The sequence below is a fragment of the Mesorhizobium sp. RSR565B genome (assembly GCF_054719465.1).
Window position 1 is genome coordinate 4,588,829 of record NZ_JBTTIE010000001.1, and the last position, 16,845, is coordinate 4,605,673.

Genomic DNA, 16,845 nt, shown 5'->3' on the forward strand with positions numbered 1-16,845 from the left:
GGCCGTGCATGCTGCGGCTGAACAGGAGACTGCCGATTGACCGACTGGGTTGCGATCCTGAAGGAGCAGACCGCCACCGGCGACCAGATGGGCCGCGAGGTGCCACAGATGCTTGCCAATCCGGACATAAGCGAAGCGCAGGTGAAGACCTTGTTTTCGGCACTCGAAAAACAGGCCGAGTTCGTCGAGAAATTGCGCATGGCGCTGGAAAAATTCGGCCATGATTTTTCGATCATCAAGGCGGCCGAGCGGCTGGAGGAGCGCTATGCCGACCTTGCGGCGTCGGTTGCCGAAAAGCTGAAGGCGATGCGCAAGTAGAGACGTCCTACGCTACTTTTCCAGCACCCGCGAAAAACGCGTGTCCGGCACGAACCAGACGGCGGCCACCAGCACGAAGATCGCAACGCCGATCCATTGGTTGACGAAGGCAAGCGGGACGGCTGCGGCGTAGAGGGCCACCGAGATCTTGCCCTTGCGGTCATTGCCCAGCGCCTTGGCGAAGGCGGTGTCGTTGCCGTGCAAATGGTGCAGCTTGGTGGCGAGAAAGGTGTAGGCGACCGCACACAGCACCAGGTCGATGCCATAGACGGCGACGGGGACCGGCGCGAAATGGTTCTCGCCCATGAAGGCCGTCGTTGCCGGCATCAGCGACAACCAGAACAGAAGGTTGAGGTTGGCCCACAGCACGCGGCCGTCGACCCTTTGGACGGTGTGGAACATGTTGTGCAGATTGTTCCAGTAGATGCCGACATTGATGAACGACAAGACATAGCTGAAAAAGATCGGCCACAGCGGCAGAAGCGCTGAAAAATCCTCGCCATGCGGCACTTTCAGCTCCAGCACCATGATGGTGATGATGATGGCGACCACCCCATCGGTGAATGCCTCGACTCTACCTTTTCCCATGGTTTCTCCCTCTCGATGGAAAGACGTTAAGCGAGGACTTCGGGCAAGACCATCCTGACAAGGTTGTCAGGATGAAGTTCGGCGCGTGGAACGGCCATCCTTACATGGACGTTGGGGCGCAATTGGGCGTTGGGCGATTGGCCGGAGGTTGCCATGACCAGCTATGCCGAGACCACGACGCGCGACAACGGACCCGATGGCCGGCCCGCGATGGCCGCGGTTGCCGCCATGATCGCCGCGCTGTTCGCCGGCAGCACGGTGCTGACGCCGCTTTACGTCATCTACAAGCAGGCCTTCGGTTTCTCGCAGATCACGCTGACGCTGGTCTACGCCGTCTATGTCGTCGGCAATCTCGGCGCATTGCTGATGTTCGGGCGCTTGTCCGACGGCATTGGCCGCCGTCCTGCGGCGCTGGCGTCGATGGCCATAGCGGTGGTCAGCGCGGTGGTGTTCCTGCTGGCCGAGAATGTCGCATGGCTCGATGTCGCCCGCATATTGAGCGGCCTTGGCATCGGCGTCGGCGCTGGAACCGGCACGGCCTGGCTTGCCGAATTGATCGAAGGTAAGGACAAATCGCGCGCGGCAATCATCGCCACCAGCACCAACTTCGTTGGCCTTGGCCTCGGCGCGCTGGCATCGGGCCTGCTCGCCGAATATGCGCCCTGGCCGTTGAGACTAACGTTTGCGGTCTATCTTGCCTTGCTGGTGGTGGTGACGCTGCTGATCTGGCGTACCCGCGAAACCGTGTCCCGGCCGGGCAGGCTGACCGACGTTTCGTTGCGGCCACGGCTATCGGTGCCGAGCGATATCCGCGCTGCCTTCGTGGCGCCGGCGGTCACCGGTTTCGGCGCCATGGCGCTGGTCGGCTTCTATGCAGCCCTGGCGCCGAGCATCCTGGCGCAGCAACTGCATGTGGCCAACCATGCCGAGGCCGGCGCGCTGTTCTTTGAACTGTCGATCGTTGCGGCCGCGACCATTCTGGCCACGACCCGACTGTCCAGCCGCGCCGGCATGCTGGCCGCGCTGGCGCTGATGATCCCGGCCGTAGGGCTGATGGTTGCTGCTCAGTTTTTCGCGTCGATGTCCCTGATGGTTGCCGCCACCGCTGTGTGCGGCGTGGCGGCGGCGCTCGGCTATCGCGGCGGCCTGCAGGTGGTGAACCAGATCGCACCTGCCGAGCGTCGCGCCGAATTGGTGTCGGCCTTCTTCATCTGCTGCTTCTGCGGCAATGCGCTGCCGGTGATCGGCATTGGGCTGCTGTCGAGTTGGGCCACTCCGACGACGGCAAGCCTGGCCTTCGCCGGCATGATCGCGCTGTTCTCTGTCGTAGCGCTGGGGTTCGGCGTCAAATACGCGCGCTGAGCCTCACCCGTTTGGCGTCCCGGGCGCCATGTTTGCCCGTCCGCGCGGGATGCCGAGGCCGGTGTCGGGCGGCTCGCCGGCGGCCGGCCGGTCCTCGATCATGTGCATGGTGCGCCAGCGGCCGAAGCGATAATAGGCGGCGGCCAGCACCAGCGAGGTGATCGATCCCGCCGGAAAACTCCACCACAGCGCTTCCTCGCCGAGGTAGCTCCTGAAGAAGTAGGCAAAGCCGGTGCGCACGACCAGCACGGAAATCACCAGAATGATCAGCGGCGGCATCACGGCACCGGTCGCGCGCACGGTGGCGAACAGCACGATGGTGATGCCGAACAGGATGAACGACCAGGACGCCACCTTGTTGATGTGGGCTGCAATGTCGATTGCGGTGCTGTCGCCGCTAAGGAACAGGCCGAGCACCGGCCTGTCGAAGAAGAACAGCAGCGCCACCAGGGCGCCGGTGAGCACCAGGTTGAAGCCGACGCCGGACGCCGCGATGCGACCGATGCGGTCCCACCGCCCTGCGCCGACATTCTGGGCCGCCATCGACGAGACTGCGGCGCCGATCGCCAGCGCAGGCATCTGGATATAGGTCCACAGCTGCGCCGCGATGCCGTAGGCGGCGGCGACCTGCGAGCCGTAGGAGTTGACGATGCCCATCACGGTCAGCGCCGCCGCCGAAATGACGATCATCTGCAGGCCCATCGGCACGCCCTTGAAGACGACGATCCTGAGCAGCGCCGGATCCGGCCGCAGCAGAGCGAGGTTCGCGCCGGCGAGCCGCAACGGATGCTTTCTGGCATAAAGCACAACGAGGATGGCGGTCACGCTCACCGTCTGGCCGATCAGCGTCGAGGTGGCGGAGCCGGCGATGCCGAGCTCGGGGAAGGGGCCGATGCCGCGAATGAGCAGCGGATTGAGGATGATGTCGAGCACGACGGCGAGCGCCATGAAGAAGAATGGCGTGCGCGAATCACCCGCACCGCGCAGCACCGTCATCACGAAGGACAGAAGATTCATCATCGGCACGGCGACGAAGATGATACGCAGATAGGAGCGCGCCAGCGGCAGCGCATCGGGCGGGGTGCCCAGTGTGTTGAGGATGGCGTCGACCCAGATCCAGCCGCAGACGGCGAAGATAGCCGAGACGAGGAAGAAGAAGCTGGCGCTGGTGCCGACGATGCGCCGCGCCTCGGGCAGGTCGCGGGCGCCGACCGATTGCGCCACCAGGATGGTCGCGGCCATGCCGATCCCGAACACGGTGCCGAGAATCAGGAACAGCACCAGATTGGCGTTTGAGGTCGCCGTCAGCGCCGATTCACCGAGGAAGCGGCCGACCCAGACGGCGTTGATCGAACCGTTGAGCGACTGCAGCACATTGGAACCGAGCACCGGAAGCGCGAACAACAGCAGCGTGCGAGGGATTGGGCCGCTGGTGAGATCGCCGGTGCGCCGGCGCGGTGGTATTTTTTCGTCCATGGGCTGTTCGGCGAAGGTTCATCTCAAAGTCCGCCCGGCAATGATCGCCGATTTAACGGACAAGGTCGATGCGGCATCGGAACATCACGCTTAACGCGGCTGAGGCGATCAGGTTCTCAAAGCTTGCGTAATGGGCTATGGGTCATCGCCGCGAGGGGCCGCAAACCGGGGGGATCATGTCCGACAATCCATTATTTTCTGAGCGCCTGAATAGGCGCGCGTTTCTGGGAGCATCCACTTTGGGTGCCGCTGCCATGGCACTTTCGGCCTGCACAACCACTGATGTGGCAGCAGTACCGCCGACGCCGGCGCCGGCACCCGCACCCGAGCCCGCTTTCGGCGATGCCGCCACCATGTATTCGGCGCGCGTCGATGAGGGCTTTTCATTGCCGGCAATCCCCGTCGCCAAGCTCGATCCGAAATTCGTGCGCCAGATCGTGGACGATCCGACCGGCGAAAAACCCGGCACGATCGTCGTCGATACATCCGAGCATTTTCTCTATCTGGTGCGCGACGGCGGCAAGGCAATGCGCTATGGCGTCAGCCTCGGCAAGGCCGGGTTTGGCTGGACCGGCAGCGCCGTGATCCAGGCGCGCAAGAAATGGCCGGTGTGGACGCCGCCGCCGGAAATGATCCAGCGCCGGCCGGAACTGGCGAAATACAAGGACGGCATGCCGCCCGGACCGCAGAGCCCGCTCGGCGCGCGCGCGCTCTATCTGTTCCGCGACGGCAAGGACACGATGTACCGGCTGCACGGCACGCCGGAATGGGATTCCATCGGCAAGAACGCGTCGTCGGGCTGCGTGCGCTTCATGAACCAGGACATCATCGACCTCTACAGCCGGGTCAACGGCGTAGCCCAGGTCTATGTGCGCCCGAACCTGTCGGCCGCGGGCAAGATCATGGCTGTGTCGAGCCGGACCGCCGAGCCGATCGATTCCGGCGTGCCAAGGGATGCGGAGATTTTGAAATAGGTGCCTTCACGGCATCGCTGATCGCCGACAAACGGTTAGAGGCGGACGCGCCGGGCGCGTCCGCCTTTCCGTATACGGCTACTTGTTGGCGAGGCCCGGAAGCGTGACCTGATAGACCAGGAGCATGGTGTCGACATCGGCGCCGTCGTCGGCCTTGTAGGGCGCGCCGACCTGAAAACCGTCTTGGGTGAGAAAGTCGTTATCGTTGCCGACGAACAGGAAATAGTCGTCGGGCAGCGCCGGATCGAGCAGGCTGACCACCGACATCGCTTCCCACTTCTCCGACAGGTTGTTCTTGTCGTTCGGCTTGCCGTTATGCAGGCCGAAACGGCCGAGTTCCTTGTTGTCGTTGATGTCGATGAAGGGCGTCAGCCTGGCCGGGATCATCGATGGGTCGAGCACGCCCTTGGGCGCCAGCGGCTTGTCGGCGGCATCGAAGGCGCCGCCGGCAATGTCGGTGGCGCCAGAGACGTCGACGACGAAAATCTGGCGCAGCAGCGAAGTATCGCCCTTCACCCCCTGGCCGTTTCCGCTGTCGCGCGCCAGCATCAGGAAGGTCTTGTCGGACAGCGCCACGATTTCGCTCTGCGCGGCGACCTTGGTCTTGTCCTTGGCGTCCTTGAACACCGGCAGCGGCACGGCATATTCATGCACCAGCTTGAGATGGGCCGGGTCGGAGGCGTCGTAGACCAGCGCGCGGGTGTTCTGGCGCGTCGCGGGCGAATCGCCGCCATCCTGGCGGGGCGCCGACTGCAGCACAGTGATCAGCGACTTGCCGTCCGGCGTCAGCGCCATGCCTTCGAGGCCTTGATTGTTCTGGCGGCCGGTTTCGGGATCCTTCGGATCGGGTTCGGCTGCACCGGGGCCCGGATTGTCGGAGGCGAAGTTCGGCGCGCCCTTGCGCATCGGCACCAAAGCGGCGGGCGGCTGCGTTGCCGACAAAAGATGGCCGTCGGCCGAGAAGCGGTAGATGTTGGGGCCGTATTCGTCAGAGATGAACATGGTGCCGTCGGGCAGCCGCGCGATCGCCTCATTGTCGAGCGCCAGCTTGCCATTGGCCTCGGGCAGGATCGGCAGGTCGCCATTGGCCGCGCGCACGCCGTTGAGCGGATCGAGGCCGGTGGCGTCAGCGCCCTTGTCGTCGGTGAGGAGCAGGGAATCGGCAAGCGTCGCCTTGACGCCTGTCTGTTCCTGGCCGGAGGTGGGCGTGGCGCCTAGTGCTACCGGCGTGAACTCGATGCGAATAGTGTTGAGGCGCGGCCGGTAATCGGTGGTGCCGACGACATTGTAGCCGCGGTCGGGCAGCAACCAGAGCGAGCCCTTGTAGCCGTCCGCGCCACGGGTCCAGCTTGCGGCGTCGATGGACATGCCGGAGCCGGAGCCGAAGGTCTCGCCGAACTTGTCCTTCTGATCGGCCGGGATGCGGCCGACGCCGACCAGGCCCTTGTTGACGAAGCCACCAACGGTGGCGGTGCTGTCGGCAAGGGCAGGGGTCAGGGCGGTAAACAGCGCCAGCGCGGCGCCGAGCGACACGGTTCGGTGCGAGATTTTCATGGAGATCCTCTTTGTGACAAGCCTTGAGCGGCGCAAAGGGGCCACCGCATCGCATCGACGATGTCGCCCTCTCGCAAAGCGGTCTAGGACGCGAAGATGATAGTTGCGTGACAGAGCGGGCCTCTTCCTTCTCCCTTGTGGGAGAAGGGAGAGACGCACTTTCAATCGCTGTCGCGGGCGATCAGCTCCAGCGGCCAGACTTCGCGGATGATGCGCGGACCTTCCGGGCCGGCAAAGGCGGGAAGCGAGGCCAGCAGCATTTCGGCCAGCCGCCGGCCCATCGGCTCCAGCGACGGACGGAAGGCGGTCAGCGCCGGCGAGAAATAACGGCAGAGCGGCGTGTCGACGATGACGATCACCGCGATGTCGTGGCCGGGCCTGATGCCCATCTCGGCCAGTGCCTTGCAGCCGCCGAGCGCCATTGCGTCATTGTTGAAGATGATGGCTGTGGGCCGGTCCTTGGACAGCATCACGCGCGGCGTCACCTGGTAGCCTCCGGCCTCGTTGATGAAGCCGTCGGCGATCAGGCCGGGGTCGACTTCGATGCCATGCCGCTCCAGCGCCTTGCGGTAGCCGTCGAGGAACAGGTAGCCGAAGTTGAGATCAAGCGAAGGGCGGATGGCGGCAATGCGGCGGTGGCCGCGCGCGACCAGCCGGTCGACGGCTTCATCACCCGCCCTCTCGAAATCTATATCGAGCGAAGGATAGGTGTCGTCGCCGGATTGACTTCGGCCAAGCGTGGCGAAGGGAAAGCCGGCCTTGCTGAGATAGTCGATCCGATCGTCTTCCCGCCGTGTATTGGCCAACACGACCGCGTCGGCCCGGCGCGTCTCAACCACGCGGCGCAGCCTCTCCTGCTGATATTGGCCGGGCTCGCCCATGACGACCATCAGATCCAGGTCATCCTCGGCCAGCCGGCCCTGCAGACCGATCAGGAACGGGATGAAGAACGGTTCGCCATATTGCTGGTCGCCCGGATGCGGCTGCAGCATGAAGGCGATCGAATGGGTGGTGCCTTGCCGCAGGCTGCGGCCGGACTGGTTGGGCGAATAGTTCAATTGCTTGGCGGCGGCGAGCACGCGCTGGCGGGTGTCGGCATTGACGTCGGCGCGGCCGTTCAACGCCCGCGACACGGTGCCGATCGAAATGTTCAGGTGACGCGCTAGGTCATGGATACTGGACGCCAAGGACAGTTCTCCCCCTGTCTTGGCTAGCACCGGCTGCCGCCCAGGCCAAGGCTTCGGGATGATTTTCGCTGACAGCCGATTGACATTGTACGCCATCGGGTGTGTTCTCGTAAACGTTTACGGAGAAACGTTTACGGTGATGCCGGAAATGCCGTGACATTCGGTCTGGAGGGACCGGACGGGAGGAATGCCGGATGATGAATGCCGTCCTCGTCGGCTGTGGTGCGATGAGCAAGGCCTGGCTCGATGCCGCGAGGCAGATCGACGGGCTGGCCATTGTCGGCCTTGTCGATCTCGACGCCGAACGGGCGAAGGCGAGGGCGCACGAATACGGGCTCGACGGCGCGGTAATCGGCACCAGCCTCGACGCGGTGCTCGACCAGACCAGGCCCGACGCGGTGTTCGATGTCGTGGTTCCAGCCGCCCGGCGTGATGTCGCCTTTGCCGCCTTTGCCCATAATTGCCATCTGCTGACGGAAAAGCCGCTGGCCGATACTCCGGAAAATGCCCGCGCCATCGTCGATGCGGCACGTAACGCGGGGCGTATCCATGCGGTCGTGCAGAACCGCCGCTACGTCGCCAATGTCCGGCGCATCAGGCGCTTTCTCGACTCCGGCGCCATCGGCAAGCCAACCAGCATCCATGCCGATTTCTTCGTCGCGCCGCATTTCGGCGGCTTCCGCGAGGAGATGGCGCATGTGCTTTTGCTCGACATGGCGATCCATACTTTCGACGCCGCCCGCTACATGGTCGGCGGCGATCCCGCCGGCGTCTATTGCCAGGAATGGGAGCCGGCGAATTCCTGGTACCGGCAGGGATCGTCGGCCAGCGCTATCTTCGATCTCGGCGGCGGCAAGGTGTTCACCTATGCAGGCTCTTGGTGCGCGGCGGGCTTCCGCACCAGCTGGGAGAGCACGTGGCGCATCGTCGCCGAGCACGGCAGCCTGGTCTGGGACGGCGAGGACGGACTGAAGGCCGAGGTTGTGTTGTCGGTCCGCGACGGCCTGTTCGACCTGACCCAGCCCATCACAGTACCGCCGCTCGATTCCGCCGACCGCGTCGGCGGTCATCTCGGCATCATCAAGGATTTCATCCACGCCATCGAGACCGGCAGCGAGCCGGAAACCCGTGGCAGCGACAACATCAAAAGCCTGGCCATGGTTTTTGGCGCCATCGAAAGCGCCGAGACCGGACGGCGCGTCGCAATCACACAGGAAGCATCATGATGCCAAACCCGCTTCTCGACATCCGGATCGGCACCATGGTGCGGGCCAATCTCGAAGACCCGGCCGCCTACATCAAAGAGATTCTGCCGCTCGGCTTCGAGAGCATCCAGCCCTTCTTCTGGCAGACGCTGGGCGGCAAGGATTTGCCGCGGCTCGCCGGCGAGATCCGCGAGGCGATCGGCGATGCCGATGTCGTCGTGTCGTCGATCGGTGTGTTCGGCAATCCGCTGGAGGATGGCGAGGTCGATCGCGGCGTGCTCGCGGCCTGGGAAACGGTGATCGACAATGCGCATCTGTTCGGCGCCTCGACGGTCAGCGGCTTCACCGGCCGCCTGCGCGGCAAGAAGCTGACCGACAGCCTGCCGCGCTTCCGTGAGGTCTGGGGGCCGCTGGCCAAACGCGCCGCCGACAAGGGCGTGCGCATTGCCTTCGAAAATTGCGCCATGGACGGCAACTGGGCCGCCGGCGACTGGAACATCGCCCACAATCCGGACGCCTGGGAGCTGATGTTCAACGAATTGCCCGACGACAATCTCGGCCTCGAATGGGAGCCCTGCCACCAGCTTGTCTACCTCATCGACCCGATGCCGCAGATCCGCAAATGGGCGCCGCGCATTTTCCATGTCCACGGCAAGGACGCGACGGTGCGCTGGGATGTGATCCGAGAGCACGGCGTGTTCGGCAAGCTGCCCTTCGTGCAGATGCGCACGCCCGGGTTTGGCGACAGCGACTGGACGCGGGTGATCAGCGAATTGCGGCTGGCCGGTTACAAGGGCGCCATCGACATCGAGGGCTGGCACGACCCGGTCTATCGCGGCGACCTCGAAATCACAGGCCAGGTGCGCGGGCTGGAATACCTCAAGCAATGCCGGGGAGGAGCGACCTACCTGCCGAACCCGGCGTGACCGAGGGCCGGTGGGAGGAGCCGGCCTGACAGATTCCCAAGCACTGCCGACAAGCACTGCCGACAGGCGAACGACGAAACCCCTCGGCTCACCGAGGACAAAAGGGAGGAACGTGCATGAGCATCGCAATGAGAACGACACTTCTGCGCTCGACCGTCGTGGCCGCCGCCACGGCGCTGTGCGCTGCCATCTCCACTCTGCCGGCGCAGGCGCTCGACGCCCAGTGGTGCAAGGATGTCCACATCCGCTTTTTCGTCGGCGGCGCCGAGGGCGACGCTTTCGGCACCATCGTCTACAATGGCGCCAAGCAGGCGGCGTCCGATCTCGGACCCAAGGTCGACTACATCTTCTCGCAGTGGGACGTCGAGAAGATGGTTCAGCAATTGCGCGAGGCCGTCGCCGTGAAGCCCAACGGCATTGCCATGATGGGCCATCCCGGCGACGCCGCGATCATGCCGCTGGCCGAACAGGCGCACAAGGACGGCATCAAGATGATGTACCAGAACGTGCCGGTGCCGACGGTGGTGGCTGCGTTCGGCGGCGGCTATGTCGGCGCCCAGCAGGAGCAGCAGGGCCGCGCGCTCGGCGTCGAAGCGTTCAAGCTCGGCAATCTCAAGTCCGGCGACAAGGCGATCATGATCGGCCCGTTCGAGAACGAGGCCCGCGGCGCGCGCGAGCGCGGCACGGTGGCAGCACTCAAGGAAGCCGGCGTCGAGGTCATCCAGCTGTCGTCGCCGCCGAGCGGCGAATGGGCGTCCGACCCCAATCTGGCGATACCGGTGATCACCGCGGCCCTGCTCAACAATCCCGACGTCAAGGCGGTCGGCTATCCCGGCGGCCAGATGCTGGGCAACGTCGCCACCTACATGCAGGCGGCGGGGCGCAAGCCGGGCGACATCTTCAATTTCGGCTTCGACACCAGCCCGCAGATCGTCGAGGCGTTCAAGGGCGGCTGGGTGCAACTGACGGCCGATCAGCAGCCGTTTCTGCAAGGCTATCTGCCGATCCTCAGCCTTTGCCAGCAGGTGGTGCTGGGCCTGGCGCCGATGAATGTCGACACTGGCGCCGGCTTCGTCACGCCGCAGAATTACGAGATCGTCGCCGAGCTCGCCAAGCAGGCGCTGCGCTGACCTCCCAAACTGCCGGCTGGGCGCAAGCCCGGCCGGCAGGACCGCCGGCACCAGGCCGGGATGATACCACAGGAGCGAGGATCGCCATGGCCGAACGCATCATCGAACTGCGCGACATCAGCAAATCCTATGGCCAGGTCTATGCGCTGGGCGGGGTCAATCTCTCGGTCGACCGCGGCGAGGTGGTTGGCCTGATCGGCGACAATGGCGCCGGCAAATCGACGCTGATCAAGATCCTGTCCGGCGTCGTCAAGCCGACCAGCGGCGAGATCCTGGTGCGCGGCAAGCCGGTGACCGGCTGGAGTGCGGCACGCTCGCGCGACGCCGGCATCGAGACGGTCTTCCAGGACCGGGCGCTGGCCGTGCAGCAGACCATCGTGCGCAACATCTTCATGGGCCGCGAACTCACCGGCTTCATGGGCTTTCTGAAGGTCAATAAAGAGATAGAGGAGGCGAGCCGGCTGATGCGCGAGATCGGCTTTACCTCGAAAGTGTTCACGCCGCATTCGATCGTCGGCCAGCTCTCCGGCGGCGAACGCCAGGGCGTGGCGATCGCGCGCGCCATCTACAAGCAGGCCGAGCTGATCATCCTTGACGAGCCGACGACGGCGCTGTCGCTGACCGAGACCGCCAAGGTCTTCCATTTCGTGCGCCAGGTGCGGGCGAGCGGCCGTTCGATCCTGTTCATCGGCCACAACATCCACCATGTCTTCGACATCGCCGACCGCTTCGTGGTGATTGACCGCGGCAAGGTGGCGCTGACCGCCGATCGCACCGAGGTCAAGTCGGCCGAAGAGCTGATCAATTTCATGGAAGACGTTGCGCATCCCGGAGGATTGCCGGGGCTGCACGAGGCCGGCGACGCGGAGAGGGCAGCACGATGAGCAAGACCATGGAACCCGATCTGCAGAGCCCGCTCGGCGGCAAGGCGGCCCGGCCTGAGTGGAAGCACCCGTCCGACCATTGGCTGCGCGGTTTCGTCATCGACAACCGCGCAGCGCTCGGCACGCTCGCCGTGTTCATCATCATGATGGCGGCGTTCCTGATCGCCAACCCGACCGTGTTCACCACCTGGTATCTCTACAGATCCGTGCTGACCACGCTGCCGGTTGCCCTGTTCGTGGTGGTGCCGCTGGTCTTCGTCGTCACCTGCGGCGAGATCGACCTGTCGTTTCCCGCAACCATGGGCTTTGCCTCCTGGGTGTTCGCGCTGGTGGTGCAGGCCGGCTACGATCCGTTTCTCGGCATCGCAGCGGCGATTCTCACCGGCACGCTGCTCGGCTTTCTCGTCGGATCCCTGGTCGTTTATGGCGGGCTGTCGTCGCTGATCGCCACCCTCGGCATGAATTTCCTGCTGCGGGGACTGATCCAGATCATCAACGAGGGCAGATCGACGGCATTGACCGGTCTCAGCGACAGCTGGGCGTACACCATCTTCTCCGGTCAGGTGTGGGGTTTTCCGGTACAGGTCTTATGGGCACTCGCCTTCGTCATTTTTTCGGCAATGCTCTACAACCGGCACCGCTTCGGCGCGCAGGTGAGGGTCGTCGGCGACAACCCCGACAGCGCCCAGCAAATGGGCATCGACGTCAAGCGTGTGCGGGTGAAAGTGTTCATCTTCACCGGCATCGGGGCCGCGATCGCCGGCACGTTTTCGGTGATGATCAACTTCACCTGGTGGCCGACCGCGGGCGACGGCTATCTCTTGCCGGTGCTGGCTTCGGTGTTCGTCGGCGGCACGCCGACCTGGGGCGGCATCGGTACGGTTGCCGGTGGAGCGATCGGCGCGGTCACCGTGTCGTTCATCCAGACCGGCGTCGTGGCGGCGGGCCTGAGCGGCTTCTACGTCCAGTTCTTCAACGGGCTGATCATCATCCTGTCGCTGCTGGGGCACAAGTGGAACCAGGCGCGGTACAGGTGAGGGGCGGGCTAAATTGACGGGGACGCTCATGTTGCGGACCGCATGCCCCGACGACTGGGCAGACGCCCGTCGCTTCGTCATTCTAAGGCGGAGCAGGAGCGAAGCTCCGTCGCGTAGACCCTGGAATCCATTCCGCGACCTTGGCGTGCAGCTGCGCAGGATTCCGCACCGTGGCAACGCGTTGAAGACGCGGGATGGATCCTCGGGTCTACGCTGCGTCGCTACGCTCCTTGCTCCGCCCGTGGATGACGAGGCGGGGAGGGCTCCGCCAGACTACAACAATGTGGTCGCTTGTAGGACAACAGGACAAGCGGGCGCTCACACCGCCGCCACAAACCCGTCCAGCACGCGTTTCTGGCCGGCCTTGTCGAAGTCGATGGTCAGCTTGTTGCCTTCGATGTTGGAGATGTTGCCGTTGCCGAATTTCTGGTGGAAGACGCGGTCGCCGACGCTGAAGGGCGACGGCGTGTCGGCGACGGATTTGGCGACCAGTTCGCCGTCAATGGTGCGGCCTTTGACGCTGGTTCGGCCGGCGCCGTAGCCGGAGTCGGTCTCGCCATAGCCGATGCGCTCGACCTGGTGGCCGGAGCGCGAGCCCCAGTTGCGGTCGGTCGCCTCGGTGCGGTTGGCCTGCGCGCGCTGCCAGCCGGGCGTCGCATAGGTGTTGGAGAAGGCGCCGGATTTTTCCGCGCCGACATTGTCGAAGCGCGAGGCGCCGTAGGGGTTCTGCCGCCCTGCGCCCTGGCCGCCACGGCCCGACGCGAACGAACCGCCGCCATAGGAATTGCCGTAGCCGCCATAGGAGTTGCCGCTTTCGGCGACCTCGACATGGGCTTCCGGCAGTTCGTCCAGAAAGCGCGACGGGATGGTCGACTGCCACAGGCCGTGGATGCGGCGGTTGGAGACGAACCACAGATGCAGGTTCTTCTTGGCCCGGGTCAGGCCGACATAGGCGAGACGGCGCTCTTCCTCCAGGCCGGAGCGGCCGCCTTCGTCCAGCGCGCGTTGGTGCGGGAACAGGCCTTCCTCCCAGCCGGGGAGGAACACGGTCTCGAATTCGAGGCCCTTGGCCGAATGCAGCGTCATGATGTTGACGGCGTCAAGCTCGGCGTTCTGCTCGGCGTCCATGACCAGCGCGACATGCTCGAGGAAGGAGCGCAGCGATTCGTACTCCTCCATCGAGCGGATAAGCTCTTTCAGGTTTTCCAGCCGGCCCGGCGCCTCGACCGAGCGGTCGTTCTTCCACATGTCGGTGTAGCCGCTCTCCTCCAGAATGGTCTCGGCGAGTTCGGTGTGCGGCGTGGTTTCCAGCGCCTTCTGCCAGCGCTCGAAATTGGCCGCCACTTCGCGCAAGGCCGCGCGGGGCTTGGGCTTCAGCTCGTCGCTTTCTGCGAGCTTGGCGGCTGCCTCCAGCATCGGGATGCGCAAGCTCCGCGCCGTGTCGTGGATCTGGCGGATGGTGGCTTCACCCAGGCCGCGCTTGGGGACATTGACGATGCGCTCGAAGGCGAGGTCGTCGGCGCCCTGCGCGACGACGCGGAAGAAGGCCAGTGCATCGCGGATTTCCATGCGCTCATAGAAGCGCGGGCCGCCGATGACGCGGTAGTTGAGGCCGAGCGTGACGAAGCGATCCTCGAATTCGCGCATCTGGAAGGAGGCGCGGACCAGGATGGCCATATCATTGAGCTTGTGCTTGGCACGCTGGTAGGTCTCGATGGTCTCGCCGACGGCGCGCGCCTCCTCCTCGGAATCCCAGGCGGCGTGGACATGCACCTTCTCGTCGTCCTCGGCGACCTTCTCGGTGAACAGCGTCTTGCCGAAGCGGCCCTCATTGTGGGCGATGAGGTGCGAGGCAGTGCCGAGGATGTGCGCGGTCGAGCGATAATTGCGCTCCAGACGGATGATGGTGGCGCCGGGAAAATCCTTGTCGAAGCGCAGGATGTTGTCGACCTCGGCGCCACGCCAGCCATAGATCGATTGGTCGTCGTCGCCGACGCAGCAGATGTTGACTTTGTTTTCGCTCACGGGCCGTTCCGCGCCTGCCGGCGCAGGCCCTCCGCCCCCTCTTTTTTGCGCGCCTTCGGCGTCGCGGGAGTCGCCTCGCAACGGCTCGGACGCCCGGTCGGGCTTGCGGCCTTCGGCCGAGCGCGCTTTACCCTCCCCTGGATGGGGAGGGTCGCCGCGAAGCGGCCGGGAGGGGTGACTGGCGCCGGCGCTGCCACCCCCACCCGCGCCGCTACGCGGCGCGACCTCCCCCATCGAGGGGGAGGTAGGTCTTTGCGCCAGCAGCCGCAGCCACATGTATTGCGCGGTGTTGGTGTCCTGGTACTCGTCGACGAGGATGTATTTGAAGCGCTTGTGGTAGTCCTTCAGCACGTCCGGATTGGCGCGGAAGATGCGGATCGGGTGGCAGAGCAGATCGCCGAAGTCGCAGGCGTTCAGCGTCTTCAGCCGCTCCTGATAGGCCTTGTAGAGTTCCCGGCCCTTGCCGTTGGCGAAGCTGCGGGCATCGCCCTCGGCAATGTCGGCCGGGCCTTGGCCCTTGTTCTTCCAGCCGTCGATCATCTGCGCGAACTGCTTGGCCGGCCAGCGCTTGTCGTCGAGGCCTTCGGCCTGGATCAGCTGCTTGATCAGCCGTACGACGTCGTCGGTGTCGAGGATGGTGAAATCGGATTTGAGCCCGGCCAGCTCGGCGTGGCGGCGCAAGAGCTTGACGCCGATGGAGTGGAAGGTGCCGAGCCACGGCATGCCCTCGACGGCTTCGCCGACGAGATGGCCGATGCGCTGCTTCATCTCGCGCGCGGCCTTGTTGGTGAAGGTCACCGCCAGGATCTGCGAGGGGAAAGCCCTGCCGGTGGCCAGGATATGGGCGATGCGGGTGGTCAGCACGCGGGTCTTGCCGGTGCCGGCGCCGGCCAGCACCAGGACCGGGCCTTCGGTGGTTTCCACCGCCAGCCGCTGCTCGGGGTTGAGGCCGTTGAGATAATCGGGTGCGCTGTTGGGTCCGCTGCGGGCCGCCATGGCGCGCGCGGCTATGCCCGACGGGGCCGCGGGCCGCGCATTGGGTTCGTCGAAAAAGGGCATTTCTTCCGCAAAGCCGGACATCTCCCCCGAATGTAGTGATTCGGGAGCGAAAGACCAGAAGTGTCTACGTTTTGTTCTGCTAAAGTGCCCGATACTGCGGCTCAGGCCTTTCGGTAACCGAGCGCGACGAACAATCGATGTCCGAACGAGCGCGCTTCCTCTGTCATCACCATGCCAAAGGCCGTCAGCATCTGGTCGTAATAGCGGCTGCCCGCGGGTGACGCCAGGAATGTCGAGTACAGTCTGAGATCGCCGAGCGGGAGATCCCGGTACGTATAAGCGCTACCCTGCATGGCATTCTGTTCGATGTTCTGGCGAATTTTCACGGATTGCTGACGCACCAGCGCCATGATCTGTTCGTCCGACAGAGGCTTTCCGGCTGCGCCCAGCATCCCCGTAACCATCGCGTAGCTCATGTTCAGCGCTATCGCCTCGCCGGTGTCGACAGCGCTGATATCGTCGATGATCTTGCGGTACAATTCGAGCCGGGCTGGATCCTTGGTCGGAAGCTCGGCGAGGATTTGCTTGCCCTCTGTCTTCTTGCTTTGCCTGCCTTCCGGGCCAGACGACTGAATTTCCAAAGCGGTGACGTGCTTGCCCAACGGGGAAGCGTAAAACGCTGCGAGGTCGGACAGATCGGTGGCCGACAGCCTGTCCGCCATCCGCGATTCGATGGCAGTCTCCATTTTGACTGCGTCGAAGGCGCCTTCCAGCGCGACCGACAAGGCGTCCTGGAAATTTGCCGGTAACGGTTCGGGTATGGATTTCGTGGCTGCGGCGATGCCGGGACCGATGCCCATCAGCATCTCGTGAAAGCCGTTTGCCTTGTTGATCTCGCTCAGCGTCTGTGCCGGCGCGGCCACTGTGCCGGCCGTGAGCGCGACGAAGCTACAGAGGACAAGGACTACTCGCGTCAGAGGCGAGGCGAATGACATCACTCTGGTTGCTCCTGATGGTTGGTCGAAAGCAGACTGCTGGAAAACCCGGATGCCGGCAAGGCGGGATTGCCACCTGGCGTGTGGCCTCGAAAAAACGCCCTGTGCGCGGAGCCTGCGGGCATGGCCGTTTGGTTTCGCCATGGATCGCTCCCCGGCGGCTTGACAGGCACGGCGGGCGGGAG

14 protein-coding genes are annotated in these 16,845 nt (G+C 64.5%); 8 read left to right on the top strand and 6 right to left on the bottom strand.

What is annotated here, in order from left to right:
- Positions 1–36: 36 nt before the first annotated feature.
- Positions 37–318 carry a hypothetical protein gene (locus tag ACYG9R_RS21990; protein ID WP_023668298.1) on the top strand — a complete coding sequence of 94 codons (282 nt, stop codon included), beginning with the start codon at positions 37–39 and terminating at the stop codon, positions 316–318.
- 12 nt (positions 319–330) lie between these two features.
- Here the strand turns inward: ACYG9R_RS21990 and ACYG9R_RS21995 are convergent, their stop codons facing one another.
- On the bottom strand, positions 331–906 hold the full coding sequence (locus ACYG9R_RS21995) for a TMEM175 family protein (protein WP_023682120.1): 576 nt from the start codon (positions 904–906) through the stop codon (positions 331–333).
- 153 nt (positions 907–1,059) lie between these two features.
- On the opposite strand from ACYG9R_RS21995, the gene ACYG9R_RS22000 reads away from it, so the two are divergent.
- Positions 1,060–2,268, top strand: coding sequence for an MFS transporter (locus tag ACYG9R_RS22000; protein ID WP_023823160.1), 1,209 nt, complete (start codon positions 1,060–1,062; stop codon positions 2,266–2,268).
- A 3-nt stretch (positions 2,269–2,271) separates the two neighbouring features.
- Here the strand turns inward: ACYG9R_RS22000 and ACYG9R_RS22005 are convergent, their stop codons facing one another.
- On the bottom strand, positions 2,272–3,744 hold the full coding sequence (locus ACYG9R_RS22005) for an MATE family efflux transporter (RefSeq protein WP_023823159.1): 1,473 nt from the start codon (positions 3,742–3,744) through the stop codon (positions 2,272–2,274).
- 176 nt (positions 3,745–3,920) lie between these two features.
- Here ACYG9R_RS22005 and ACYG9R_RS22010 point away from each other — a divergent pair, with 176 nt between their 5' ends.
- A complete protein-coding gene (locus ACYG9R_RS22010; protein WP_023823158.1) occupies positions 3,921–4,718 on the top strand; it encodes a L,D-transpeptidase in 798 nt (265 codons plus the stop codon).
- Positions 4,719–4,796: 78 nt separating this feature from the next.
- On the opposite strand, the gene ACYG9R_RS22015 is transcribed toward ACYG9R_RS22010, so the two are convergent.
- Complete coding sequence (locus tag ACYG9R_RS22015) at positions 4,797–6,272, bottom strand: esterase-like activity of phytase family protein (protein WP_023823157.1); 1,476 nt, start codon at positions 6,270–6,272, stop codon at positions 4,797–4,799.
- 161 nt (positions 6,273–6,433) lie between these two features.
- Positions 6,434–7,459, bottom strand: coding sequence for a LacI family DNA-binding transcriptional regulator (locus ACYG9R_RS22020; protein ID WP_023688052.1), 1,026 nt, complete (start codon positions 7,457–7,459; stop codon positions 6,434–6,436).
- A gap of 194 nt (positions 7,460–7,653) precedes the next feature.
- Here ACYG9R_RS22020 and ACYG9R_RS22025 point away from each other — a divergent pair, with 194 nt between their 5' ends.
- The 5 genes from ACYG9R_RS22025 (at position 7,654) to ACYG9R_RS22045 (ending at position 12,641) form a co-directional block, all read left to right on the top strand.
- Positions 7,654–8,685: a Gfo/Idh/MocA family protein gene (locus ACYG9R_RS22025; RefSeq protein WP_023823156.1), complete on the top strand. Its 1,032-nt coding sequence runs from the start codon at positions 7,654–7,656 to the stop codon at positions 8,683–8,685.
- Positions 8,685–9,590, top strand: coding sequence for a sugar phosphate isomerase/epimerase family protein (locus ACYG9R_RS22030; protein WP_023744620.1), 906 nt, complete (start codon positions 8,685–8,687; stop codon positions 9,588–9,590). The genes ACYG9R_RS22025 and ACYG9R_RS22030 overlap by 1 nt, the downstream gene beginning before the upstream one ends.
- Before the next feature lie 116 nt (positions 9,591–9,706).
- Positions 9,707–10,720 carry a substrate-binding domain-containing protein gene (locus ACYG9R_RS22035; RefSeq protein ID WP_023682113.1) on the top strand — a complete coding sequence of 338 codons (1,014 nt, stop codon included), beginning with the start codon at positions 9,707–9,709 and terminating at the stop codon, positions 10,718–10,720.
- A gap of 86 nt (positions 10,721–10,806) precedes the next feature.
- Entirely contained in the window at positions 10,807–11,604 is a 798-nt protein-coding gene (locus ACYG9R_RS22040) for an ATP-binding cassette domain-containing protein (RefSeq protein ID WP_023668308.1), read from the top strand.
- A complete protein-coding gene (locus tag ACYG9R_RS22045; protein ID WP_023682111.1) occupies positions 11,601–12,641 on the top strand; it encodes an ABC transporter permease in 1,041 nt (346 codons plus the stop codon). The genes ACYG9R_RS22040 and ACYG9R_RS22045 overlap by 4 nt, the downstream gene beginning before the upstream one ends.
- Before the next feature lie 318 nt (positions 12,642–12,959).
- Here the strand turns inward: ACYG9R_RS22045 and ACYG9R_RS22050 are convergent, their stop codons facing one another.
- Positions 12,960–15,746: an ATP-dependent helicase gene (locus ACYG9R_RS22050; protein WP_023823155.1), complete on the bottom strand. Its 2,787-nt coding sequence runs from the start codon at positions 15,744–15,746 to the stop codon at positions 12,960–12,962.
- 80 nt (positions 15,747–15,826) lie between these two features.
- Entirely contained in the window at positions 15,827–16,804 is a 978-nt protein-coding gene (locus ACYG9R_RS22055) for a DUF2059 domain-containing protein (protein WP_245259998.1), read from the bottom strand.
- Between the last annotated feature and the right edge of the window lie 41 nt (positions 16,805–16,845).